Annotated in this window: 14 protein-coding genes; 8 read left to right on the top strand and 6 right to left on the bottom strand. The window is 69.0% G+C overall.

The genetic code is table 11. From position 1 onward, the window contains the following. Nucleotides 1-84: 84 nt before the first annotated feature. From BKH33_RS09390 to BKH33_RS09380, 3 genes are all read right to left on the bottom strand, one after another. Nucleotides 85-990, bottom strand: a complete 906-nt coding sequence (locus BKH33_RS09390; RefSeq protein WP_076072784.1) for an O-fucosyltransferase family protein — start codon at nucleotides 988-990, stop codon at nucleotides 85-87. Nucleotides 991-1,038: 48 nt separating this feature from the next. Continuing rightward, on the bottom strand, nucleotides 1,039-1,773 hold the full coding sequence (locus BKH33_RS09385; RefSeq protein ID WP_076072787.1) for a CDP-alcohol phosphatidyltransferase family protein: 735 nt from the start codon (nucleotides 1,771-1,773) through the stop codon (nucleotides 1,039-1,041). Nucleotides 1,774-1,930: 157 nt separating this feature from the next. Next, nucleotides 1,931-3,244: an oligosaccharide flippase family protein gene (locus BKH33_RS09380; RefSeq protein ID WP_232621486.1), complete on the bottom strand. Its 1,314-nt coding sequence runs from the start codon at nucleotides 3,242-3,244 to the stop codon at nucleotides 1,931-1,933. Nucleotides 3,245-3,920: 676 nt separating this feature from the next. On the opposite strand from BKH33_RS09380, the gene BKH33_RS09375 reads away from it, so the two are divergent. The 7 genes from BKH33_RS09375 to BKH33_RS09340 all read left to right on the top strand — a co-directional run bounded on the left by BKH33_RS09375 (nucleotide 3,921) and on the right by BKH33_RS09340 (nucleotide 20,231). Then, entirely contained in the window at nucleotides 3,921-5,375 is a 1,455-nt protein-coding gene (locus BKH33_RS09375) for a sugar transferase (protein WP_003780648.1), read from the top strand. Then, nucleotides 5,375-5,815, top strand: a complete 441-nt coding sequence (locus tag BKH33_RS09370) for an FAD synthase family protein (RefSeq protein ID WP_003780663.1) — start codon at nucleotides 5,375-5,377, stop codon at nucleotides 5,813-5,815. Before BKH33_RS09375 ends, BKH33_RS09370 begins: the two co-directional genes overlap by 1 nt. Next, complete coding sequence (locus BKH33_RS09365) at nucleotides 5,812-12,120, top strand: Ig-like domain-containing protein (RefSeq protein ID WP_003780652.1); 6,309 nt, start codon at nucleotides 5,812-5,814, stop codon at nucleotides 12,118-12,120. Before BKH33_RS09370 ends, BKH33_RS09365 begins: the two co-directional genes overlap by 4 nt. An 80-nt stretch (nucleotides 12,121-12,200) precedes the next feature. Next, nucleotides 12,201-13,166, top strand: a complete 966-nt coding sequence (locus BKH33_RS09360) for an AAA family ATPase (RefSeq protein WP_003780679.1) — start codon at nucleotides 12,201-12,203, stop codon at nucleotides 13,164-13,166. Nucleotides 13,167-13,171: 5 nt separating this feature from the next. Beyond that, on the top strand, nucleotides 13,172-14,551 hold the full coding sequence (locus tag BKH33_RS09350; RefSeq protein ID WP_003780650.1) for a DUF58 domain-containing protein: 1,380 nt from the start codon (nucleotides 13,172-13,174) through the stop codon (nucleotides 14,549-14,551). Next, the gene (locus BKH33_RS09345) at nucleotides 14,548-17,127 is read left to right on the top strand and encodes a transglutaminase-like domain-containing protein (protein ID WP_003780660.1); all 2,580 of its coding nucleotides are present in this window, start codon (nucleotides 14,548-14,550) and stop codon (nucleotides 17,125-17,127) included. Before BKH33_RS09350 ends, BKH33_RS09345 begins: the two co-directional genes overlap by 4 nt. Beyond that, nucleotides 17,124-20,231, top strand: coding sequence for an RDD family protein (locus BKH33_RS09340; protein WP_003780683.1), 3,108 nt, complete (start codon nucleotides 17,124-17,126; stop codon nucleotides 20,229-20,231). Before BKH33_RS09345 ends, BKH33_RS09340 begins: the two co-directional genes overlap by 4 nt. Nucleotides 20,232-20,328: 97 nt before the next feature. On the opposite strand, the gene BKH33_RS09335 is transcribed toward BKH33_RS09340, so the two are convergent. From BKH33_RS09335 to BKH33_RS09325, 3 genes are read right to left on the bottom strand one after another with little or no spacing between them, the layout of a single operon-like run. Then, nucleotides 20,329-21,798 (bottom strand): serine/threonine-protein kinase, encoded by a 1,470-nt coding sequence (locus BKH33_RS09335; RefSeq protein WP_003780643.1) that lies wholly within the window; start codon nucleotides 21,796-21,798, stop codon nucleotides 20,329-20,331. Then, complete coding sequence (locus tag BKH33_RS09330) at nucleotides 21,798-24,092, bottom strand: FHA domain-containing protein (RefSeq protein WP_003780682.1); 2,295 nt, start codon at nucleotides 24,090-24,092, stop codon at nucleotides 21,798-21,800. The genes BKH33_RS09335 and BKH33_RS09330 overlap by 1 nt, the downstream gene beginning before the upstream one ends. 8 nt (nucleotides 24,093-24,100) lie before the next feature. Beyond that, nucleotides 24,101-24,661 carry an FHA domain-containing protein gene (locus tag BKH33_RS09325; protein ID WP_338070704.1) on the bottom strand — a complete coding sequence of 187 codons (561 nt, stop codon included), beginning with the start codon at nucleotides 24,659-24,661 and terminating at the stop codon, nucleotides 24,101-24,103. Nucleotides 24,662-24,911: 250 nt separating this feature from the next. On the opposite strand from BKH33_RS09325, the gene BKH33_RS09320 reads away from it, so the two are divergent. Continuing rightward, on the top strand, nucleotides 24,912-25,457 hold the full coding sequence (locus BKH33_RS09320; RefSeq protein WP_003780678.1) for a hypothetical protein: 546 nt from the start codon (nucleotides 24,912-24,914) through the stop codon (nucleotides 25,455-25,457). The last annotated feature ends 60 nt before the right edge of the window (nucleotides 25,458-25,517 follow it).

Here is a 25,517-nt window from a genome sequence, read left to right as displayed (position 1 = left end):
AGGCCTGCAGTTCTCGCGTAGCCCTGCTGAACAGCTGCAGGGCTACGCGAAAGATGCCCGACTCGGCGCCGACGACGCAAGGCATCAGCGCCGGGCGGGGCGCAGGGGGTCGTCGGCCAGCCCCAGGGACAGGCTGAGCTCACCCTCGAAGGGCTGATCGGGCCGCTCGAAGGGGACGACGCCGTCGCACAGGAAGACGGCCATCTCCACGAAGCTGGAGAAGGAGGCCCCGATGAGGTGCTGGGAACTGGCCAGCAGGTAGAGGTCGACCAAGCCCGAGCGCACACCCTTGATGGTGTTGTAGCCGCCCTTGTCGGTGAGGAAGACGCAGCCGTCGAACTCACCGGCCAGCTGCTCCTGGGCCTCGGGGGTGTCGCAGGACAGGAAGAAGGGGACGTCGGGGTGGTCGGCACGGATCTGACGCATCCGGTTGGCGAACCACTCCACCGGTGAGGACTCGATGGTCTTGGCGTGCGAAACCGCGTGGGTGCGAACCTGGATGCCGACGTAGGGGCGTCCACGCAGGTGGGCGTCGTAGAGGGAGCGGACCTGGTCGGCGATCTCATCGACGGGCGTGAGCTCGCGCAGGCGCTCGGTCCAGGGGCGCGGTCCGGTGCGTGCGACCCCCTCCTCGGCTCCACCCTTCCAGGAGGGGTCCTCCCAGGTGATGGGCAGACCGTGGGAGTGGATCTGCCACAGGTGGGCGCGGCGCAGCACGGGCGTGATCTGAACGCCCTTGGGCTGTCGCAGTCGTGCCAGGGGCATGAGCGCCCGGGAGGTCAGTCTCGACACCGCGGTGCCCTCATCGAAGTGCCAGAGCTCATCCATTCGGGGGCCGAAGTACTGGTCGGTGCTCCACACGTAGTAGAGGTCGCGGTCCTCGACCCGGGCGAGCTCCTGGGCGGACAGCAGCGCACGCACACGGTTGCCCAGCCCATCCTTGCGTCCCGTATAGACCAGTAGCGCCTTGCGGCCGGTAAGCAGAGACATAAGATTCCTTAAGCGTCGATTGTCAACGGGGTGGCGGAGCGCCGCGATCTACTGGGCGTCGCGCCGCAGGTCCCGGTACCACTTGGGCAGGGCCAGAACCACGTAGCCCACGTACCCCAGGAGCATGACGCCGTAGATCCACAGGAAGACCGTGGGGGCGAAGCGGGTCATGAGCACGAAGCACATGAGCCCGTAGTCCGTGGGAGCCGACAGGACGGACTTGATGACGCCCGGACGGGACTCGTCCTTGGCCAGTGGCGTACCGCCGTGATAACGCAGCTGATAAGTCAGAATATAACTGAAGAAGTGGATATTCTGAATCGCTCCGAAAGCGAGCGGAATAAGCAGTACCGGCGGCGTCAGGTCCGCAAAACGAAACAAGGAGATCGCGATGGCTCCATGAATTGTCGAGAGCTTAATAACGTCAGCAACATGGTCGAGCCATTCACCGGCCTTAGAACCACCATTGCGTAATCTTGCCAGCTGCCCGTCAGCGGCGTCGAGGGCATAACCGAACATGAGTAGCAGCGCGGTCGCCACGGCCGAAGCGACTGTGGGACGCCACAGGGCGATGAGGGCGATGCCACTGTAGGTGCACAGTGCGGAGAGCACCGTCACCTGGTCCGGGGTCGCGCCCAGACGATGGGCGACGGCCGCCAGGACCCGCCCTGCTGGCCGATTGATAATGCGGGAGTAGAGGGGGGCGCCGGCCTTGGACTTCTGGGCACGGGACAGGGCCCGGATGTTCTCGGCGATCGTGGGGGAACCGGAAGGGGCGCTCATGAGGCATCTCCTTGGATGAGGCCCGGGGGCCGGGCCGGGATGTTGGATGGAGAGGAGGGGAGTCAGGGAAGGTCGGGGAGCGGGCGAGCAGGACGGAACCGCACAGGCACGCGGGTGGCACCGACAGGCCCGGAGCCGTCGGACGGTGGGGCGGCACTCACCGCCCCACCTCCTGCGCCTGAGACTCCGCCAGCTCGCGACGACGCCTGGCCACGTCGCGGCGGACCCACCAGGAGTACGGGACGATCTGGCACAGGATCACCGAGATCACCGAGCCCAGGATAGGGCCGGCAGCATCGAAGGGCCCAATGAGGACCCAGGAGATGGCGAGGTTCATCGGCACCAGGATGAGGACCGGCACCACCTGGAACTGCAGCCCGCGTGGATCGGTCATGTACATGCCCAGAGGCTGCTTGCCGGCCTCAACGGCGACGTAGGCGGCGAAGGCCCACACAAGAGCGGCCGGCAGGACGATCTTGCCGTGAGACATGACCCGAGCGGCCCAGGGGGTGACGGCCACCAGAGCCAGTGCCAGGAGGAATCCGCCCCCACTGAAGATCATCGCCGGCTTGAAGGGGTTCTCGATGCGCCTGTCGGCGCGGGCGCGGGCGAACATCGGCCACATCGCCACCCCGGCCGCCATGACGGTCTGGGTCAGCATGTTGAACAGGTTGTTGGCCAGGTTGTACTCGGCCAGAGCCTGTGACTGACCCAGGTGGGACAGAAGGAGCCGGTCGGTCTGGAAGGCGATCGGGATGGCCAGGGACTGGAGGAGCTGGGGGCCCGCGGTGTTGACGATGCGAACGCCTCGTACACTGCGCAGACGGGGCACGTCCTGGAGAGCCCCCGCGAACAGGGGCCGGGTGGCGCGCCAGGCGACGACGATGCAGATGACCGAGACCAGCGCGTTGGCGACGTAGGAGTAGATGGACACGGCATTACCGCGCCCCAGGCCGGTGACGATGGCCAGCAGGAGGAAGCAGGACATGGCCGGGGAGACGACGCCCTGGCTGATGACCTGCGTGGCCGAGCGCCCCAGGCCGATGATGACGCGCTGCCCCACGGACAGGGGGAGGGCTGCGGCGTAGATGACGAGGCAGACGGTGGCCGTGAGCCCACCGCCCTCCATGAGCTTGCCCCCCAGGAGCCAGGGCCAGGCCCCCAGCAGCAGGATGACGATGCCGACGGTACTGATGACCAGGGCGGAGCCGAGCAGCACCCGGACGGCAGTGGTGATCGTGCGACGCACGACCGAGTCGTGAGCCGGGTCGGTTGAGCTGGCCACCGTATTGAGGATGACCGCACCGATCCCCAGGTCGGTGAAGGGCATGAGCGTGGGGAAGGTGGCCAGCAGACCGTACTGGGCGAAGGCATCGGCTCCGAAGTGCCGGATGATGAGACTGGTGTTGACCAGGCCGAACACACCCGAGACTCCCATGACCACAACCTTGGCCACGGCTGTGGTTCCCACAGAGGACCAACTGGCACCCGATGACGACCCACGGCGCGCAGCTCCCCCGAGCCGCCGCAGCAACGAGCGTCGGGAAGCCGGGGGCGGCGTCGTCCCAGCATCCGCCTCACCCCCTGAAGGGCCGAGAGCTTCTGCCGCCCCTGCAGGTTGTCGACAACCAGCAGAGCCCAGTGGATCGTCACCCACCGTCGAGGCCGTCATCGAGGGCACCGCAGGTGTCGAGGAACTCGACTGGGTCACATCGCACTCCTGATGTTGTAGGAAGGTAACAATCTGGCATCGGGAGGACACCTGAAGTCAGACACGAGACTAGACACATCATCCTCTACGACCTGCTATCTTTTGTTTATAGACTTGTGACATTGACCGACCCCCACCCACCCCCCTTGGCACAACCCCAGCAAACCTGGCCTGAGCAGGCCAAATGCCCCCTGCTGGAAGAACCCTGAAAGGTCCCTCATAAGTGCATTGGCATCCCTGTATCGTTGCGCACCTGTAACATACACTCGACCCAAACTCACCTCGACTCCTCACTTCAACCCTGCGATCTTGGCCACTTCCCACAAATAACGCCCGCAAGAGTTAGTAGCATTCTAAAACTGCTGCTGTTCACGACGTCCCGTCAGCACTACTCGACAGTTATTGCCCACCCTCGATCATCCCTGCGGAGTCCACCTTGTCTAGTTCGACCCTGACACTGCCCCAGCGCGAGCAGCACCGGCGTCCCTCGACAGCAGCAGCCGGTGCCATCTCCCCCACCGCTCCGCGCAGTCCCTGGGCGCGCACGCGCCACGACCTCGTCATCTGGCTCGTCCTGTCCGACCTCTTCGCCATCGCCGTCCCCATCTGGGTCGCTCTCCTGAACGGCCACCTGCCACTGGTCTGGTCCGCCGCCACCGTGGGCGCCACGATGGTGCTCACGGCCTGGTTCCTGGGCGCCCTCGGCATCGACGCCGTCGAGCAGGCCGGGCCGGGCACGGGCCGTTACGTCGCCGCTGCTGCCGTGAGCGTCCCGGTTGCCCTGCTGCTGGCCGACCTGTCCGAGGTTGCCCGGACCACCTTGCTCGTCTCCCTGGCGGTCCAGCTCCTTCTGGCCATCACCGGGCGATCCATCGAGTCCGGTTGGCTGCGCCGTCGCCGCCTCGAGGGGCACGCGCTGCGCCGCACCCTCATCGTCATGGGCTCGGGCGCCCAGCCCATGCTCACCCAGCTTCGCCGCCATCCCATGGACGGCTTCCTCATCGTGGGGTACCTGTCCTCGGGCCAGGACCGGGCCTTCCACTCGGCCGAGCCCGTCCGCAGTCCCCAGCACATCGCCCAGACCCTGCACGCCGAGCGCATCGACGCCGTCATGACAGTCGGCTCGGTCACTCCGGAGGACCTGGTCACCCTCATGCGCGGCCTGGAGGGCACCCAGGTGCGCCTCGTCGTCGCTCCGGGCCTGCAGGACGTCGTGCCCGGACGCATGCGGGCCCTGACCGTCACTCAGGGGTGGACCGGCCTCATCGCCGTCAAGACCCGCCGCACCCGCGCCGCGGGCAAGGCCCTGTTCGACCGAGTCGCCGGCGCCGTCGGGCTGGCCCTCATCTCTCCGCTGCTGGCGGCCACCGCGATCGCGATCCGCATCGACTCGCCCGGACCGGTCTTCTACACCCAGACCCGCGTGGGGCAGAACGGCAAGCCCTTCACCATGTGGAAGTTCCGCTCCATGTACACCGACTCCGACGCCCGCCGCGCCTCGGTGGTCAAGTCCGGCGGCGACGCCGGCAACGAGGTGATGTTCAAGGACCGTCAGGACCCTCGTATCACCCACGTGGGCCGCTGGATCCGACGTCTGTCGATTGACGAGCTGCCCCAGCTCATCAACGTCGTGCGCGGGGACATGAGCCTGGTGGGGCCACGCCCCGCCCTGCCCGTCGAGGTCGCCAAGTACGACGCCGAGGCACTGCGTCGTCTTCTGGTCAAGCCCGGCCTGACCGGCCTGTGGCAGATCTCCGGGCGCTCGGACCTGTCCTGGGCCTCCACCGTGGCCCTGGACCGTCACTACGTGGAGAACCGGGGCGGAGCCCTGGACGCGAAGATCTTCGCCGGAACGCTGCGCGCGGTTATCGGCGGAAAGGGAGCCTACTGATGATCACCGGCTACGTCCCCGGCGGCTTCGACATGCTGCACGTGGGGCACCTCAACATCCTCACCGAGGCGGCCAAGCGCTGTGACCACCTCATCGCGGGAGTGGCCACCGACGAGTCGCTCGAGCGGATGAAGGGGCGAGGCCCCATCGTGCCCCTGACCGAGCGCATGTCCATGGTGGCCGCCCTGCGCATGGTGGACTCCGTGGTCCCGGACTACGACCAGGACAAGCGCCTGGCCTGGAAGCGCTCGCCCTTCGACGTGCTCTTCAAGGGCACCGACTGGAAGGACACGGACAAGGGTCGCCGCCTCGAGGCCGAGATGGCTGAGGTCGGCGCCTCGGTGGTCTACCTCCCCTACACCCCCACCACCTCCTCGACGATGCTGCGACGAACCCTCGTCCAGGAGGTCGCATCTCGCAGTCCCCAAGGGGCCCAGTGACCACTTCACGTAACGACTTCGAGGCGCTCGACAGCTCGTCGAGCAGCATCGACTCCGCCGCAGCCGCCTCCGGTGCCGGTGACGGCGGAAGCAACCGATCCGACTCCAGCACCGCTCAGACCGATCAGGACTCCACCGGCCGTCCCGGTCTCCTCGCCCGTGCCGCGAGCGCTCTGCGCCCCCGGCGGCGGGCCAAGGCCTCCAGCAACTCCGCCAAGGCCGCCTCCGACGACGCCGTGGAGGGCATGGGATCGGGGCTCACCTCCGGAACCACCACCTCCCGCCTGGCCGCGACCTTCCGCATCCCCCAGTCGCGGGCCCAGCGTCAGCGGCTGCGCAAGCGCCTGTCCTCCCTGGCCGCCGTGCTGTGCGTCGCCGCCCTGGGAACGGCAGCCTGGCTCCACGAGGGCGTGGCCCAGGCAGACCTGCACCTCAACGACGGCGGCGTGTGGGTCACCTCGACCTCCAAGCACCTGGTGGCCCGCCTCAACTACCCCTCCCGTGAGGTCGACGGCACGATCCGCACCTCCTCATCCTCCTTCGACGTCACCCAGAACGCCGAGGACATCCTGGTCCCCGACTCCGGGGACGCCTCGGTCTCCTCGGTCGACCCCACCCAGGTCTCCTTCTCGGGACGCACCCAGCTCACCAAGGGCACGACAATCGCCCAGGGCGGCGACCGGGTGATCGCCATCGACAAGGTCCAGGGAACGATCCGCGCCGCGAAGACCAAGTCGGCCGGCTCCCTGACCGCCGCGGCTCCCGTGGTCTCCGGCATGCCCGACGTCGTGGCCGTCGTCGGCCAGGACGGCGCCATCCACGCAGCCTCGGCCACCAGCAAGTCCCTGGTCTCCCTGGAGGCCAACGACAAGGGCTGGGAGGAGGCCACCAACACCTCCTTGAAGCTGACCTCCGGCACCGATCTGGCCATCACCGCCGTCGGCGACAAGCCGGTGGTCCTCGAGCGCAGCACCGGTATCCTCCACCTGCCCGAGGGCAAGACCGTCAACCTGGACACCTCCGGCCTGGCGCTCCAGCAGCCCGGCCCTGACGCCGACTCGGTCCTGGTGGCCTCCCGCAACGAGCTCATCTCCGTCCCTCTGGACGGGGGGAAGGTCACCAGGACGCCGTCGTCCAAGGAGAAGTCGGCCCCTGAGGGCGTTGCCGCCCAGCCGGTACGCCTGGGCAAGTGCGTCTATGCGGCCTGGTCCGGCTCGGGCCAGTTCGTGCGCAGCTGCTCCGGCTTGTTCAGCGGCGGCACCGAGACCCTCCACGATGACAAGCTCGCCGCGTCCTCGGCCCCGATCTTCCGGGTCAACCGCGACGCCATCGTGCTCAACGACCTGGAGACGGGCTCGGTGTGGCTGCCCAACGAGGACCTCGTCCTCATCGACGACTGGACGGACAAGACCGCCCAGACCGACGACAACGCCGACCAGAAGGACGACTCCGCCAACACCTCGGACTCCCAGACGCCGCCGGAGCGCACCGAGGAGAACCACGCCCCCAAGGCGGTCGACGACAACTTCGGTGTGCGCCCCGGCCGCTCCGCGCTCCTGCCCGTGCTGGCCAACGACTCCGATCCCGACGGCGACGTCCTCACCGCCACCCCGCAGGACAACGGCGGATCGCTGTCGGCCACCAAGGCCCAGGGCGGACTGGCCCTGCGCATGGATATCCCCGACAACGCCTCCGGCAGCTATTCCGTGCCCTATACCGCCGATGACGGGCGCGGCATGAGCGACTCCGCCGTCGCCACGGTGGACGTCCATGGCTGGGACGTCAACGGCGCGCCGAAGCAGATCACCACCCCGACCCTCACGGTCGCCGAGAAGGCCTCCGGCTCCCTCGATGTGCTGGGGCACTGGCTGGACCCCGACGGCGACGACCTCTTCCTGGTCTCCGCCCAGGGTGAGGGCCTCGACACCAAGGTCTCCAACGAGGGGACGGTCACGGTGCGTGAGCTGGGGGCCGGCACCGGCACCCGGGACCTGACCGTCACCGTCTCCGACGGCCGGGAGACCACCTCCGGCGTGGTCAAGGTCGATGTGCAGCCGGCTCAGTCGGCCAAGCCGATCGCCAATGCCGACCACATCCGCGTCGTCGCCGGCACCAAGGCCGTCGTCTCTCCCCTGGAGAACGACACCTCCCCCTCCGGGGCGACCCTGCGCCTGGCCGCGGTCCAGGAGGCCCCGGCCGGGACCTCGATCGACGTCGACCAGCAGGCGGGCGTCTTCACCTTCTCCGCCGACGCAGGTGCCCAGGCCCAGACCTACTACCTCACCTACGACGTCATGGACGGGGCCAATACGGCTCAGGGAATCGTGCGCGTGGACGTCACCCCCAAGGCCGACGCCACGGTGCCGCCCGAGGTCGAGAACGACACCGCCCTGCTGCGCAACGGCGGCTCGACGACGATCGCCCCGCTCAACAACGACTTCGACCCCTCCGGGGGGATCCTGGTCCTGCAGTCGGTCAGCGCCCCGCCCGACTCCGGCGTCACCGTCACGGTCGTGGACCACTCCCTGCTGCAGATCACTGCGGCCAGCACCGTCCCGGCCAATCTGACGGTGGACTACACAGTCACCAACGGGACCTCCTCCGCCACCGGGAAGGTAGCGATCGTCCCGGTGACCCAGTCCCAGCCCCAGCCGCCGGTGGTCACCAATGACACCGCCGTGGTGAGAGCCGGCGACGTCGTCACCGTACCCGTCCTGGACAACGACTCCTCCCCCTCGGGCCTCAACCTGTCGGTGGACTCGCAGGTCAGCCTGGTGGGCGACGAGCTCGGCACCGCCTGGGTCAGCGAGGACACCCTCCGCTTCCGCGCCGGCGACCAGCCCGGACGCACCTCCTACGCCTACACGGCCAAGGACGATCAGGGGCAGACCGCCTCGGGGGTCCTCACCGTGGAGGTGCGCGCGCAGGACGCCGAGCACAACTCCGCGCCCTCACCGCGCAACCTGGAGGCCCGTACCGTGGCCGGCTCGTCCACCAACATCACCGTGCCCCTGGACGGCATCGACCCCGACGGCGACTCGGTGAGTCTGGTGGGCCTCAACCAGGCCCCCTCCCTGGGCTCGGTGGAGGTCAACTCCTCGTGGCTGACCTACAAGCCCTCCGAGGGCGCCTCGGGCACCGACACCTTCACCTACGTCGTCGAGGACCGCTTCGGGGCCCAGTCCACCGGCACGGTCCGCGTGGGCGTCGCCCAGTCCTCCCCGCTCAACGTGGCCCCGGTGGCCACCGACGACCTGGTCGTGGCCAAGCCCGGACGCACCGTGGCCGTGGACGTCCTGTCCAACGACCTGGACACCGACGGCGACACCCTGTCCCTGGAGGGCGACCCGGTCTCCAGTGACCCGTCGCTGGGCGTGTCCACCCGTGCCGGGCGCCTGGTGCTCAACCTGCCGGACAAGGAGGGCAACCACTCGGTGGCCTACACCGTCTCCGACGGGCGCGGCGGCACCGATACCGGCACCGTCACCGTCCAGGTCTCCAAGGACGCGCCCCTGGCCAACCCGGTGGGCGTGGACGACTACGTCACCGTCGACCAGGTCGACGCCAACGGCAAGGTGACCATCCCGGTCCTGGACAACGACAAGGACACCGACGGCTCGCCGTGGGACCTCAAGCTCTCCTCCTCCGACCCCGACGTCGAGGTGGGCAAGGACTCCATCAGCCTCACGGTGGGCGAGACCCAGCGGCTCGTGCTCTACACGATCACCGATGCCGACGGGCTCACCGGTCACGCCGTCGTCGTGGTGCCTGCCCGGTCCGCCCTGCGGCCCCGCATCAACCCCTCGGCCGTCCCGGCCCATGTGCCGGCGGACAAGACCACGGACATCAACCTGTCCTCCTACATCCTCACTCGGGAGGGCACCAAGCCCGTCATCACGGACGCCTCCTCGATCCACATGGCCAAGGGCACCAAGGACGCCAAGACCGCCTCGAGCGGAACAGCCCTGTCCTTCACGCCCGACTCGGGCTTCACCGGCCAGACCTCGGTGACCTTCACCGTGGCCGACGGCACCGGCTCGGACGCCCTGAGCTCGACGCTCACGCTGCCGATCGTCGTGGACTCCTCGACCAACAAGCCGCCGACCTTCACGCCCACAGAGGTGAAGGTGGCGCCTGGAGAGGGAGCCGTGACGGCCAACCTGGCGGCCATGACCAGCGACCCGGACCCGAGCGACAAGCTCTCCTTCCAGGCCGGCCCGGCCCCCGCGGGCTTCGACATCTCCCTGAGTGGTTCGTCGCTGTCGGTCAAGGCGTCCGACAAGGCCACCGAGGGCACCACCGGCTCCATCCCGATCACCGTCTCCGACGGTGTCAACCCACCGGTCAGCGCCTCGCTGCCCGTGCGGGTGAGCGCCTCCAACAAGCCGCTCATGACAACGGCTCCGATCAATCTGGAGTCCCGTAACGGTGAGGCGGTGAGCGCCGACGTGTCCAAGGCGGTGACCAATCCCTTCCCGGACAAGCCGATCACCCTGTCCGGCACCCCGACGATCACCTCCGGTCAGGGCACCGTGAGCGTCTCGGGCACCACTGTCACCATCACCCCGAACGCCGGCTTCCACGGCACCATCACCGCGCAGTACAAGGTGCTGGACTCCACGGGCTCCGAGTCGCGCGCCGTCACCGGCACGATCACCGTGCAGGTTGGGGGTGTGGCCCCCGCGGCCCCCTCCGGTGTGAACGTGGTTCCCGTGGGTGCCGACTCGGCACGCGTGTCCTGGACCGACGGCGCCGCCAACGGCTCCCCCATCACCGGTTACAAGGTGAGCGTCAACGGCTCCGAGCAGACCTGCACCACCTCGAACTGCCTCATCGGCAACCTGACCCCCGGCCAGACCTACAACATCCAGGTGGTGGCCACCAACAAGTACGGCGACTCCGAGGCCGCGACGGTGCCCTACCAGCACAACGCCACGGCCAAGACCCCGGCCGCGCCCGTTCTGGCAGCGGGCGCGGGCAAGGTCACCGCCAGCTGGACCGAGGTGGAGGACCCCTTCGGAGGGGCAACGACCTACGACGTGCGCCTGTCGGACGGAACGATGCTCACCGGCGTGGCCGGGGCGTCGACCTCCTTCGACGTCACCCCGGGACGGGCCTACACCGCCCAGGTACGGGCCAGGTCCAGCCAGGGAACGGTCTCGGAGTGGTCCTCCTCGTCGAACCCTGTGACGCCCTACGGTGAGCCCGGCGCCCCCGGGACCCCCGTCATCACCCCCAATGGGAACACGGTCACTGTCAGCTGGCAGGCGGCCAACGGCAACGGCAGTCCTGTGAACTACACGCTGCACTACTCCAACGGGAACGACAGCGACTCCAAGAGCGTGGGGGGCGCCACCTCCACCACGGTCACGATCTCCCGCGGGACGTGGACCTTCTGGGTCGAGGCGGACAACGGCCACGGGTCCAAGACCTCGCCCCAGGCCAGCTACAGCTACAAGCCGGCCCCGCTGACCCCCTCGACCCCGGCGGTCAAGGCCACCGGCAACAGCGGCGAGCTCTCCGTGAACGCCTCGCCCCGGGCCGGCAACGGCTGGAGCGTGGGCGAGCTGACGGTGGAGTACTCCGTCGACCAGGTCAACTGGACCAGCTCCTCGACCATCCGGGGCCTGACCGACGGGCGGGCCTACACGGTCTACGCCCGGACCAACGGCGGCGGACAGTACTCCGACGTCGTCGCCTCCTCCCCGGTAGCGCCCTACGGTCCGCCGTCGGCGCCCTCGGTCAGCTGTGAGCTCACCGGCAAGAAGCAGAAGAAGGTCTCCTGCTCCTGGACGCCCGGCGGCAACAACGGCGCGGGCACCAGCTACGAGCAGACCGATAACGGTGGCGGGACCGTGGAGGAGATCGAGGTCGGTGACACCTACGAGGGCAAGCTCAAGCGCGGCGAGTCCCTCACCTGGTGCGTACGGGCCCGGACCAACGCCGGCACCTCGGAGTGGGGCTGCGACACCGTCACCAGGCCGCCCAAGCAGAGCGACGATGACGACGATGATGACGACGACAAGCAGCGCGTTGCGGTCGGCACCGAGCAGCAGTTCTACGTGGACCACACGCAGAGATGCCGTCCCTTCGGCCCCTGGGGCACCTGCTACCAGATGGTCTTCGACCTCTCCGGCAACCCCAACAGCACCCTGTCCTGCGGCTACTGGTACTGGGACACCTGGAACTGGCAGCCCGCTTGGAACGAGGAGGAGATCACCCTCGATAAGAACGGCTACGCCCGACACAAGTTCCCTCACCGGACACCGAACTGGAACCAGACCGTCACCTGCACCCAGCAGTAACCGGATCATTAACCAGATCGATGCTCGGTACGCCACAAGTCACATACTCACCTCTCTCCACCCGAAGGATCATTGATTCCATGCCGATGACCCCCGAGAACGCGACATGGTTCGCTGACGCCTTCTCCACCATTGTCAACAACGTCGGTCAGGCGCTGCTCGACAAGGAAGACGTGATCAAGCTGGCCCTGACCACCATGCTCTCCGAGGGGCACCTCCTGCTGGAAGACGCCCCCGGCACCGGTAAGACCGCTCTGGCCCGGGCGCTGGCGGCCTCGGTGCAGGGAACGCACTCTCGTATCCAGTTCACCCCCGATCTGCTGCCCAGCGACATCACGGGTGTGACGATCTACGACCAGAAGACCGGGTCGTGGGACTTCCACGCCGGCCCGATCTTCTCCTCCATCGTCCTGGCCGACGAGATCAACCGGGCCAGCCCCAAGACCCAGTCGGCTCTCCTGGAGGTCATGGAGGAGTCCCAGGTGACGGTTGACGGCGTGCGCCACACGACCGAACGCCCCTTCATGGTCATCGCCACCCAGAACCCCATTGAGCAAGCCGGCACCTACCGCCTGCCCGAGGCCCAGCTCGACCGCTTCCTCATCAAGGCCTCCGTGGGATACCCGGGCAGAGAGGCACTCACCCAGATCCTGTCCAGCTCGGCCCACCCGGACCGTTCCAAGAACCTGTCCGCGGTGGTGGCCTCATCCGTGGTGGCCTCCATGGCGGACCTGGCCGCCACCAACCACATCGAGAACTCGGTGCTGGACTACATCGGCGCCCTGGTTGAGGCCACGCGCACCGCCGAGGAGACCCGCATGGGCGTGTCCACCCGCGGCGCCATCGGCATGGCCCGGGCCGCCCGTGTCTGGGCCGCCGCTCAGGGTCGCAACTTCGTCCTGCCCGACGATATCAAGGAGCTTGCCGAGGTCGTCTGGGCCCACCGTCTGGTCATGGACCCCGACGCCGAGTTCACCGGCGCCACCGCCTCCGGCGTCATCACCGCCGCCCTGGGCCAGGTCCCCGCGCCCACGACCCGCGACTGAGCCGCATGACGCCTCACACGACGTCGCAGGCCCCTGCCCGCCAGGTCCGCCCGGACCCCGCGGGCCAGGCCGACGCACCCGCACCTACCGTCGCCTCCCCGAGGTCCTCGGGAGCGTCGACGTCCTCGAAGACCGCAGCATCGGCTGCGTCGTCGGCATCCGCGAGCGCCGCCCTGACGGCCAGGCCGGCGCGGTCCCGCCTGACCGACGCCGTCGCAGTGCTCCTGCGTCCGCTGCGCTGGTTGACGCACACCATCACCCCGATCGGTTGGGGCAGCGTGGTGCTGCTGGTGGCCTGCGGACTGACCGGCGCCGTCATGGGGTGGCAGGAGGCCTGGAGCGCGGCCATCGTCGTCGGCATCGTCGTCGTCACCGCCTGGCTGTGGCTCATCCCCCGCGGCGGCTACTCGGTCAACCACGACCTGCTCGAGCCCCGCGTCACCGTGGGCGACCACGCCCTCATCCGTCTGACGGTCACCAACCCCCGCCCGCGGCCGCTGCTGCCCTCTCGCATGGAGATGCCCGTGGGACCGGGGCGCGCCGTCTTCGTCGTCCCCACCCTGACCCCCCGGGCCGTGCACGAGCGCGGCTTCATCCTGCCCACGCAGCGCCGCGGCATCGTCACCGTGGGCCCGGTCCTGGCGGTCCAGCGCGACCCGGTGGGTCTGCTCCAGCGCGAGCGCTCCCTGACCACCCCGCAGGACATCCACATCCACCCGCGCACCCTGCGACTGGGCACCGTCCTGCACGGCGTCCTGCGCGACATCGAGGGCGCCGTCACCCAGGACCTGTCCAGCTCCGACGTCGCCTTCCACGCCCTGCGCGACTATGTTCCCGGCGACGACCGGCGCAATGTCCACTGGCGAACCACCGCGCGCACCGGCAGGCTCATGGTGCGCCAGTTCGAGGAGACGCGCCGCTCCAGCCTGCTCGTCCTGCTGTCCACCCGCCAGGACGACTACACCGGTGGGGAGGACTTCGAGACCGCGGTGTCCATTGCCTGCTCCCTGGCCATGGACGCGATCCAGGACGGGCGCGAGGTCCGCTTCATCACCCAGATCGGCGCCCTGCCCACCTCCTCGGCCCTGCGCATGCTGGACACATCCTGCCTGCTGAGCACCGGTGAGGACGATGTCAGCTGCGACCTTCTGGTGCGACACGCCTGTACGGCGCACCCCGAGGCCTCTATCGTCGTCCTTGTCACCGGTCAGCGGGTCGACCGCGCCACCCTGGCCCGGGCCCGCGGCTTCGCTCACGCGTCCATGGTGACCGTCACCTTGCGCGCAGGTCAGCAGGGCCTGTCACGCCACCACGCCGGAACGATGCCGGTTGTGGACATGGACCGTCTTGAGCAGCTTCCCACCGCCCTGAGGCGAGCACTATGACCCCGTCGACGACTTCCACCACACTGCCCCCGCGCACCGCGGACTCCCCGCTCTCCGGCTCCCCCGCCGGAGCACCGTCCCCGGCAGAGGCTCCCTCGCACGGCTCGGGAGCCCCCTCGACACGCTCACCGGAGTCGGCCTCCTCCTGGTCGACGACGTCATCGCGGGCGCGCAGCCTCTACAGCACCGAGACCACTCGGCCGGCCCGATCGATCACCGGCGCCGGTCCGCTCCTGTCGCGGCCGTCGCGGCCGGCGCTCTCCGCCCGCCGCTTCCTGCCCCCCAGGCGCGGTGCCAAGCCGCCCACACCTGCTCTCGCCGCCCTCGAGCTGACGGTGATGGCCGGAGTCATCGCCGTCGGCGCGATTCCCTTCCTGCCGGTCTTCGCCTCCCTGGTCGGCTGCCTCGCCGTCGGCTACGGGGCGCTCGTCGGCACCCTGACCGCGATGGCCTGCTCGCGCCTGCGCCTGTCGGTGCTGCCGAGTATGGCCGCCCTGGCGCTGGTGCACGTCCTGGTCGCCCCGTGGCTGCTGACCGACGTCGGCTCCGGGCTCGCGGCGGTCAAGACCGTTCTGGCCTCCACGGTCACCGTATGGCGCGATGCACTGACCGTACCGATGCCGCTGAGCTCCTTCAGCGGGATGACGGTGCTGCCGTGGCTGACCGGCCTGGTGGTCTCGGCACTGGCGGCCCGTCTCATTCTGGCGGGCCGTGAGGTTCTGGCAGGTCTGACTCTGGTCGCCCTGCCCGTTGTCGGCATCGGCTGGGGCGGGCAGGAGGCCGTGCGCCCCACCGCGCAGGGCATCCTGTTCGTCGTCGGCGTGCTGACCCTGTGGACCTGCGGTTCCTTGCGGCAACGGCGCAGCCACGTCATCGAGGCCCTGGACCTGAGCTCCTTCTCGACCACCTCGGGGACCACGAGTGCCAGATCCACCGGCGACCTCGGCCGGGTGGCCCTGCGCGGGGCCGCCATCGCAGCCGTGCTGCTCATCGTCACCTCCCTGGCCGCCCTGGCTCTCACCCCCACCGCCCCGGCCTCCCGGACGGTGGTACGCGACCTGTTCCAGCCGCCCCTGGACGTGACCGAGTACGCCAGCCCGTTGTCACTGATCCGCACCCTGGAGACGGACAAGGCTCACACCCGGCTCATGAAGCCCACCAACCTGCCCTCGGGCGGACGCATCCGCATCGCCGCCATGGACTCCTACGACGGCCTGTCCGCCCACATCGGGCAGAACGAGAACGGCCAGTCGCGCTTCGAGCGCATTGGTGACAAGACCCAGCTGACGGTCAACCGGCTCGACGGGCGCAAGCAGACCTCCTCCCTGACCATCGAGGACTACAGCTTCCCCTGGGTCCCCACGATGCCCGAGACGATCCGTATCGAGTCCTCCGGCCCGCGTCAGTCGGCTTTGCGCGAGGGCATGTTCTACGACAAGTTCTCCTCCACCGGCATCGCCACCAGCGGTCTGGCCGAGGGCGACGTCCTCACCGAGCGGGTCGCTCCCTACACCTCGCCCTCCGAGGCCGCCCTCAACAAGGCCTCACTGGCTCAGACCGCGCTGGGGCCGATCGAGCAGGTGCCCCCGTCGGTGGCCTCCTTGGCCAAGGAGACCGTCGGAGCGGAGTCCAACCCCATCGCCCAGGTCCGGGCGCTCCAGCAGCGCCTGCGCACGAGCTACTACTCCGACGGCACCAAGAGTCCCTCCCAGCCGGGACACGGGGCCGCCCGCATCGCCTCGATGGTCGAGGCCGACTCCCTCATCGGCGACGACGAGCAGTACTCGGTCCTCATGATGCTCATGTGCCGCTCGCTCAACATCCCGGCCCGCGTGGTCATGGGCTTCGACCCGACCACCGACGGCGACGCCAAGACCGTCACCGGTGAGGACGTCAAGGCCTGGGTGGAGATCCCCTTCGAGGGCCTGGGGTGGGTCTCCTTCGACGTGACCCCGGACCGCGACCAGGTCCCTCAGCAGCAGACCACCCAGAAGGTCTCCAACCCTGAGCCCAACGTGCTTCAGCCCCCGCTGCCGAACGAGGACCCGGCCCAGCTGCCCCCCAACTACGAGGACCCCCAGCGCGACGACCCCCAGGACGATGACAAGGGCGGGCTGCCGACCGCGGTCATCGTCGTCGGCGGCTCCCTCCTGGCCATCGCAGCGGTGGTGGGATCCGTCCTGGGCTGGAAGGCCTGGAGACGCAGCCGACGGCGCGCACGCACCGGTGTCGGCAAGGCTCTGGGAGCCTGGGAGGAGATCCTCGACCGAGCCCGCGACCTGGGTCGCGTCCCCGGGTGGGGAGCCACACGGCGCGAGGCGGCCGAGCAGCTGGACCCACACTTCCCGCAGGCCGATCTACCCCGTTTCGCCGGAGCAGTCGACACTCAGGTCTTCAGCTCTGGGGAGCCTCCGTCGTACGCTCTAGGGGAGTTGTGGGATTCCTCAGACGCGATTGTCCGCTCCATGGGCGCGCAACGTTCACGTCTGGGACGGGCGCTGGCCCGCTTGTCCCCGCGTTCTCTTATCCATCCCGCCGGGAGGCGGTCACGTCGACCCAGGAGGTTGCGGTCATGACGGTCACGGCTGACCCCCGTAGCAGCGCCCCGACCGCTGCGGGACCACCGACTTCCTCGTACTCATCCAGTGACTCCTCGGGAGCCGAGGCCATCAGTCCCTACGGTGTCGCACTGAGTGACTCCCCCGATCGGGGCCGGACCGGCGAGGCTCGCCGGTCCGGAGGCACCGAGTCCTCGGCCTCTCCCGAGGACAGGCCGCACCCGCCTCGTCGTCGTCTCCCCCCGGCTCCGGTCAGGGCGCGTGTTGTGGCGGGGGCGATCGACCTCCTCGCCGGTTCTCTCCTGTTCGGGGGGCTGACGACCCTCATCTGGCAGGTCGCAGGCCGCCCGGCCATGTTCAGCGGGCTGATCGCCTTCGGGGTGGTCGTCGGGCTGCGGTGGCTCGCCATCGCAGCCACTGGCTGGTCCCTGGGAGGGCTACTGCTCAGGATCCGCATGCTGGGCGCCCGCAACCAGACCCCCTCGCCGCTGGGCTCCTTCCTGCACGCGGACCTCATCCTGGCCGTCAGCATCACCACTCTCGGCCTGGGCACCGTCGCTCTCATGCGCACGGCGGCCGCCGACCCCGAAGGGCGCGGGTGGCACGACAAGCTCTCCGGGATGGCGCTGCTTCACACCCGCAAGACGAAGCGACCCGACCGGCCCACCATCTCGGCAGCCGAGCCGGGGGGCCGGCCCACGAGCGAGCCCGCCTCCCGGGCCGCGGTAAGGTCCGCCGCTCCGGAAGGATCCTTCACCCAGGACGCCGGTGAGGCTTGGGACGCTGCCAAGCGCGCCGCCTTCTCCGCCCCGCGCAGCGAGCAGAGCGCCGCGGGCCAGGAGCCCACCACGCCACCATCCTCGAAGGCCGCTGAGGCGCAGGACGAGTCCCCCTCCCGCCGTCGGCGCTCCGAGAGGGCCGAGCGGAAGGCCGAGAAGAAGGCGGGGAAAGCCGCAAAGCGCAGTTCTCGAGAGGGCTCCGCACGCTCACGGGCCGGCGATCAGGTTCCGCAGGAGGGTGCCGAGACCACCACCGTGGGAGCCCAGAGCGCCACAGAAGCGGGAATCATGACCTCCCCCGGTGGGACGGCATACCCGACGACATCGGATCCGGTGTCCTCCTCCATCCGCAGGCCCCGGCCTGCGCGGCCGGGGCAGCCCGCACGCCACGCCGGCCGCGCCCTGACGACTGGTTCGCCCAGCAGCGCCACCTCCCAGACGGCTTCAGCCACCGCCGCCGCCTACACTGCTGCGGTCTCAGGCAAGGCGGCCTCCGCTGACGGCTACGGCGTCATCAGGGCTCCCAAGGTGGTCAAGGCGGCGAAGGCGGCAACCGTGTCATCGTCCTCGGCGGCGTCGGCCGCATCCGCCAGCCCGGCCGTCTCCGAGACCGATGCCGCGGCCGTGGCGGCGGCCTCCGCCACTCCCATGGATCCTCAGGCCTCCGCCGCGCTGGCCGCCGCTGAGGCTTCCGCCATGTCGGCCGAGCAGAGGCAGTCGACACGATCGGCGCAGTCCGCACCGTCCGCCACCTCCGCCACGGCGCCTGCCCAGAAGGCCGTGGAGAAGTCGGCAACGAGCAGGACGTCCACGAGCACGGAGCCCCCCGCGAAGCCGGCCGGCGCTCCCTCCGGGGCGGGCCGCCCCTCCTCCAAGCAGTCCTCGCAGATGGACGCCGAAACCGCCACCCTTGACGCGGTCGAGGACACACCGGAGCCCTCTGAGTCCACCGACCAGTCGGAGCCGTCATCGACCCACGGGCCGCCGTCGGAAGCGACGACGCCCTCAGCGGAATCCTCCAAAACGGCGGCTGATTCTGAGGCATCCCAGGCCTCCACTTCGCAAGATGCGACACCATCGACACAAGTCCCGCGCTCGAAAGCCACAAAACCCGTAACATCACAGACGATGGAACCACGACACGCCCACGCCCAGCGCTGGAGGATTCAGTCCGGTCTCACCGGCAAGAAGACCTCCGCCTCGTCTGCTGCACCTACTGAGGATCAGCGAGAGCCGGCGTCACAGCCCGGTGTTCCTCGTCGCGAGAGCCTCTTCACCCCCGAGCGGCACCACTTCGCCTCCGGGGCGGCCTCGGCCCCGGAGGTCGCGCACACCTTCGACACCTCCAGCATCCTGCCCTCGGGGGACCGCAACACGCAGGCCCTCATCGACTCGGTGCCCTGGTCCTCGGTCCCGACCTCGGTGGACGCCGCCACGGTGGACTCCCTTCCCGAAGGAGTCATCGTCACCGACGACGACTCCTCCCGGAAGCCCGAGGAGGCCGAGGTGTCCTCGCCCCGGGCGGCCCAGATGGACCTGACTAATCCCTCCACAGTGCCCGGTGGTGTGCCGGCATCGTCAGAGGGCCAGGCTCACCCGACCGTACGCAGTCACCGCAGCCATGCTCAGGCCCCCGTCAGTAGCGGCTCGACCAGCGCGACGGCCACGGAGGAGACGCCGTCCCGGCGACCCCACACCACGCACCGCTTCCAGGGTCCGGGAATCCCGGCGCCCGCGGAGGAGGCCGAGGCTCCGGCCTCGCGTCGTGAGCGTCGGGACGCCGCCCAGGCCCCGGCGGGTTCCCGGACGAGCTCGGCCGCGAGCACGTCACGGCGTAGCGGAGCCCGTACCGGGGACCGCACCGCCGGCGTGGCGGGCAGCCTGACGAACGCAGCGGCTCCCACCTCTGCCCCTGCGGCCGCTTCTCACCCCACTGCCGCCTCGGTTCCCGCCGTCAGCGCCCAGGCGGCCACACCATCTCTGCCGTCGGCCTCCTCGGCCTCTCCGGCCCTGTCAGTGCGTCTTGTCCCGCTGCTGGGTGGCAACCCGATCCTCATTCACGAGCCCACGGTCGTGGGCCGCGACCCCGACAACATCTCGGCCTACCCCGGTGCCGAGCGCGTCGCCCTCGACGACCCCACGCGCTCGGTGTCGAAGACGCATGCGGCGATCTTCCCGCTGCTGGACGGAGTGTGGGTGACCGACCTTCACTCCACCAACGGCACCCGGGTGGAGTACCGCGACGGACGCAGCGTCGAGGCCGTACCGGACAAGGCGCTGTCCGCCCTGGAGGGCAGCACGATCTTCTTCGGTCGTATCGCCTTCAAGGTGGAGGTCGTCTGAGTCCGACGCCGAATCCTGCACGCAGCCGGGGCCCGCACTCGAGTGCGGGCCCCGGCTGCTTCGCTTCCTCACCTGCCTGGAGGGTCGGCAACCGCCTTCACGGAGTGTCGACGCAGGCGGTCTTGGCCTGGGAGGCCTTACCGTCTGAGCGCACCGCCGTGACCTCGAGGCAGGTGCGCCCCTCCTGGGCCCCGACGACGACCTCGTTGGTGCGGACGGAATCCAGCTCGGTCTCCTCATCGGGAAGTTTGACGCGGTAGAGGTAGCTGCCGGTCCAGCCGGTCTCAGGCTCTCCCCAGGTGAACCGCACCGTGCCGTCACCCAGTGCCTCACCCTCGATATCGCCCACCATCGGAACGGATGCCTGCAACGGGTTGACACCGGTCGGCGGGGCGATGGTGGCGATGGGGTTGTCCGGCTTCTTCTTAGTGTCCTGGGTCTGGGAGAAGATGATCGCGCCGATGACGGCCACGACCATCGCCGTGACCAGCACGGCGGTCAGAACGGTGCGCATCCGGCTCGGGCGGCTCGAGTCGCCGCCGGCCTCTGAGCCCGACGAGGCGGACTCGTCGTCGCCCTCGGGGTCCACCCGCATGGCGATGTGCTCGCTGGTGACGTCGACCTGGTTGAAGACCCCCATCTTGGTGGCGGTGTCGTTCTCATCCGAGCTGGGGCGCCTGGCGGACTTCGCAGCCTTGTCCGGCTCCTGGAACAGGTCGACGGTGGTGATCGGCAGATCCAGCTCGGCCTGGACCTGCTGCAGCGCACGTGCGAAGGCCAGCGCCGTCGGGTAGCGCGAATCAGGATTCTTGTCCATCGCCACCGACAGCACGCGGTGCAACGACGGCGGAGCGTCCTGACGACCCAGCGGAGGCAGCGGGTCCTTGACAATGCGGCGGGAGAGCTCGTAGATGTCCGGGATGCCGTCGGTCTCGAAGGGGCTGCGCCCGGTGAGCATCGCGAAGGTGGTCGCGCCCAGGGAGTAGATGTCGGAGGCCGGATTGGCCGAGCGCATCCCGACCAGCTGCTCGGGGGGAGCCCAGGGCACGCTCATGCCCCGCAGCTCCTCGGATGCCTCCGGGCCGCTCATGGCGGAGATGCCGAAGTCCGAGAGCACCGGGCGACGGTACGTGGTGAACAGGATGTTGGCGGGCTTGATATCCCGGTGGACGATGCCGGCCCGGTGAGCGGTCTCCACCGCTCCGGCGATCTGGATCGCCGTCGACAGGGTCTCAGCGACGTTGAGAGGGCCCTGGCGCAGGATGGCGCCCAGCTGCGGCGGTGGGCAGTACTCCATGACCAGGAAGGGGTGTCCGTCGGCGGAGACGCCCGCGCCGTAGATGGACAAAATGGCTGGGTGGGAGGAGACCCGCGCCATGAGGTTCGCCTCCGACTCGAAGCGGGAGGCGGTCTTGTCCTCGACGTCAGCGTTCATGACCTTGACCGCGACCTCGCGGCGGGGCATGTGCTGCTCGAAGAGGTAGACCGTGGAGTAGCCTCCCGCTCCGAGTCTCTCCAGGTAGGTGAACCCAGAGATAACCGGAGGCGGTCCCTTGTGATCCAGCATCAGGGGAGGTTCTCAAAGGCGAGGGTCTGGCCGTCGCCGAGGTCGAGGACGTCTCCGCTGCGCAGGAGCACCGGGGTTGCCGAGGACAGGCGCACAGGCGCCTCGTTCTGGCGGTTGAGAACGGTGCCATTGCAGTTACCCAGGTCCTGGGCCAGCACGCTCCACGCATCCAGATCGATGAGGATGTGGTTGCGTGAGACGAGCTGGTTGGGGCTGGCGACGGTCAGCGGGCGGAGGGGGACCTCCGCGACGCTGGTGATGTCGTCGGCCACAGGGTTGCGACCCACCAGGAGGGGACGGTTGAGCTCGATGCTCTCGCCGCCGGAGGTCACCACGCGCCCCAGAGGGGGGCAGGCGACCGACTTGGCCGGACGGTTGAGCTCGGCTCCACAGACGCGGCACACGGTGTAGTTCGTGGGGTTGGGGTGGCCTTGGGGGCACACCGCCGACAACACGATCCGGATGGCGTCGGGCTCGCTGGGAGAGCTTGCCGAGGCCGGGGACGCCGGGCTGGATGGTCCGGAGCCCACGAGCGAGACGAGCTCGCCCACCAGGTCCTCGGGCAGGCCGTTGATGGTCTGTCCGTCATGGTCGCCGCGGCCCGGCCCCTCGGAGCCCCCGGTGGAGGGCTCGTCGGCGGAGGGCTGCACGAGCCCGACCACCGTCTCGGCGACTGCGGCGGATCCTGCCGACTCAGCAGCCTCCGCCGAACGACTCGGCTCCAGGGGACCGAGCCCCTGGTTGAGCAGCTCGGCGCGCAGCTCCTGGGAGAGGTCCTCGGGCAGGCCGTTGATGGTCTGTCCGTCATGGTCCCCGGAGCGTACGGGCTCGTCCTCGGCATGCGCCTGCGCAGCGGCCTCGGCGACAGCGGTGGCCTCCGCGACCACAGCGGCCTCAGCTGCCTCGGCAGGCACGACGTCAGCCGGGGTCTGGGCGACCTCGGCGGCCTCGACGGCAGCGTCCTTGATACCAGCAGCCTCAAGATCCTCGCTCGACGGGGGTGGCGGGGGCGGGATCATGGCCTCTGCCTCCGGAGAGGAGGGGATCGGCAGGGCCGGGATATCGAAGACGGGGGCGATCAGCATGTCCTCGCCGGAAGCCTCCGGTGAGGACGGGGTGGTGACCTCAGCAGCCTCAGGAGACTGGGCGTCCAGGGTCACGGCAGGAGCCTCAAGGGGCTCAGCACTGTGGGCACTGTGAGCAGAGGTCGCACTCTGGCTCGACTCCTCGACGGCCTGAGCATCGGCCTCAGTGACCTCGGCGGTCCGAGTACCCTCAGCGAGCTCCTCGGAAACCTCGGCCGACTCGACTGACTCGACCGGCTCGGCTGACTCGACTGACTCAGTCGACTCAGCGGCACTCGCGATACCGGCGACGACGGCCAGCAGGTCAGCGGGTCCGTCGGACTGGGCGAGCTGGTCGACCTCCTCAGGGGAGCCCGAGACCTCGGCAGAGGTTGCGGACTGGCCCACCTCGGCGGCCTCGAAGGACGCGGCGAGCTCGGCGCCGTCAAGAGCCTGCTGCTCGGCGTTGTCCTGCGCGATCTCGATGAGGTCGTCGACGACGTCGGGAGAACCGGCGGCTTCGGCAGGAGCCCCTTCAGACGAGTCGTCCTGCTCCGAGTGGCCCGACGACGCGGACTGACGGCGCGAGGAACGACGCGATGCTCGACGGGAGGACCGAGAGGACCTCACCGCGGCGGCGGGGGATCCGGCAGAACCGGCAGCGGTGGTGGAGTAGTCAGGACCGGCCGGGTCAGGGTCATCGTCGTCGGAGTCACCGGACCCCTTCGACGATGCACGGCTGGGGGACGGGGTCCCGCTCGACTTCTCCGACCCGCGCAGCACCAGGTGACCGGTGCTCACGACGGCGTCCACCGCCGGGCGACGCACCTGACCGGCGCCGTCGGGCGCGCTGACAATGACCGAGTTGGGGGCGGTCACCGTCGTCTCGAACCAGGTGGTGACCGCAGAGGCGTCCAGCGCCTTGCCGTCGACCTCCATCTGCGGGGCACCGCGCAGCGCCACGTGGAAGACGTCCTCGGGCGCGGAGACGGCGAGCACGAAGTCCGGGATCGCGCCCAGACGTCCGCCCATCCCCATCACCAGCTCATCCAGGGCCCGCGTCAGCGAGGCCTCCTCACTACGCAGCAGCCGCCACAGGCGCTCGGTGAGGTCCTGCGGAACCGACGGGGGCAGGATCATCACAGCACGTGGCGTGACCACGCCTGTCCACGAACCCTCGGTCCACCAGACCTCGTTGTTCGCGCTGCCGTTCGGGCTGTTTGTCATCATATTTCTCCTCAACGGACGATACAGACACCGTCACCCAAGTATGCCTGGCGTCCTCGGTGCACGTACTCCGCTCGGCCCGGCGAGAGTCGATGAACCCCCTCCTCGTCCTCGACGTGAGTGCCGTTGGTGGACCCCAGATCTGTGACCAGCACCCCATCGGAAGCAGGCACGAACAACGCGTGCGTCTTGGACACGGAGTCCTCCGAACGGAGCACCGCAACGAGCTGGGCATCCGGGTGGGACTCGATCGGGGCCGGCCGACGCCCGAGAACAATCGGCCCCAGAACTGGGATTACTGACCCCTCAACCACTAGGGAGCAGGTCGACACCGAGGTCGGCCTGGCACTGAGGAGGACCGTTCCGGACAGTCGATCAAACCAGGTGCGCTGTTCAGCACGCCATAGTGAGAGGATCCACAAAACAAGGGGGGCAACCCCTGCGGTTGCCGCCAAAGAAAGGACTAAAAATGCGACGTAAATCACCGCTGAGCGTCCCGGCGAGCCGTTCGGGTCGACCACCTTCCGGAGGCGGACCCCGGTCACCAACCCGCCGGGTGTGGCGCCGGTCATCGCCATCATGGCAGTCATCACAACGATAAGCAGCACAACTGCCCCGACAGCGAATAAGATTCCACAGCAGCGCTCCGTGACGGCACAGAGTGCGATGATGAGCCCGGCATCTACTAGCACGCGGACCACACGGCGGCGTGCGGATGCAGGCATAATTGTCGTATGTCGCTCTCGGGTCCTCATAGGACAGACATGGTAAGCGCCCAGTCCACTGCCTCGCAGTCAGACGAGGTCTCGGAAGGAGCACACAGTGCAGATCGCGGTCACGCCTGATCCCCAGCGATGGGTGATCATCCCGCCCTTCCCACCTCCGGGATGGGCCCGGGAGGAGGCGAGGCACCGCAGCGCCCACCTGGGAGTCACCGGTCCGCAGTGGCGTTCCGAGCTGGAGTCCCTGCTCAATGAGCTGCAGGCCATGGAGCGCCAGGGGCGCTTCGCTCGCCTCATGCACATCGACGACGTCGCGCACCCGCCCTTCGTCATCGACCTGAGCCTGGAGATCGCCAAGGATGACGGTTCCAAGGAGGGGCGCCGGGCCACGCAGCGCCAGATCGTCGCAGCCCTCCTGCCCGAGGCCGAGCTGGTGCGCCTGCGGCCGGGTCCGGACATGGTGGGGTTCTCCGCCTTCTACGAGTCCAACGGCCCCACCCAGGGCGTCGTGGTCCTACGACTGGCCGGACTGCCCACCGTCCCGGTGGACCTGGTCATGCGGCTGTGGGGCGCCGCCGCTGAGGACATCGCCCCCAACCTGGATCATCTCGTCGAGCTGGCCCGTCAGGTCGCCCCCGTCGTCTGATCCGCCCTCGAGAGGCCCCGGCCATCCCGCCGAGGTCGTCAGAGCAATCGGTCCCGTCTC

This window comes from Actinomyces naeslundii (genome assembly GCF_001956585.1).
Taxonomy (GTDB): domain Bacteria; phylum Actinomycetota; class Actinomycetes; order Actinomycetales; family Actinomycetaceae; genus Actinomyces; species Actinomyces naeslundii.
The sequence above is the reverse complement of the archived record's forward strand: the minus strand, read 5'-3'. Positions and strand labels throughout refer to the sequence as shown.

Coding starts and splice junctions, on each gene's coding strand:
- BKH33_RS09345 (WP_003780660.1), top strand. CDS start 14,548: ATGACCCCGTCGACGACTTCCACCACACTGCCCCCGCGCACCGCGGAC.
- BKH33_RS09325 (WP_338070704.1), bottom strand. CDS start 24,661: ATGACCGGCGCCACACCCGGCGGGTTGGTGACCGGGGTCCGCCTCCGG.
- BKH33_RS09350 (WP_003780650.1), top strand. CDS start 13,172: ATGACGCCTCACACGACGTCGCAGGCCCCTGCCCGCCAGGTCCGCCCG.
- BKH33_RS09370 (WP_003780663.1), top strand. CDS start 5,375: ATGATCACCGGCTACGTCCCCGGCGGCTTCGACATGCTGCACGTGGGG.
- BKH33_RS09390 (WP_076072784.1), bottom strand. CDS start 990: ATGTCTCTGCTTACCGGCCGCAAGGCGCTACTGGTCTATACGGGACGC.
- BKH33_RS09360 (WP_003780679.1), top strand. CDS start 12,201: ATGCCGATGACCCCCGAGAACGCGACATGGTTCGCTGACGCCTTCTCC.
- BKH33_RS09340 (WP_003780683.1), top strand. CDS start 17,124: ATGACGGTCACGGCTGACCCCCGTAGCAGCGCCCCGACCGCTGCGGGA.
- BKH33_RS09335 (WP_003780643.1), bottom strand. CDS start 21,798: ATGCTGGATCACAAGGGACCGCCTCCGGTTATCTCTGGGTTCACCTAC.
- BKH33_RS09330 (WP_003780682.1), bottom strand. CDS start 24,092: ATGATGACAAACAGCCCGAACGGCAGCGCGAACAACGAGGTCTGGTGG.
- BKH33_RS09385 (WP_076072787.1), bottom strand. CDS start 1,773: ATGAGCGCCCCTTCCGGTTCCCCCACGATCGCCGAGAACATCCGGGCC.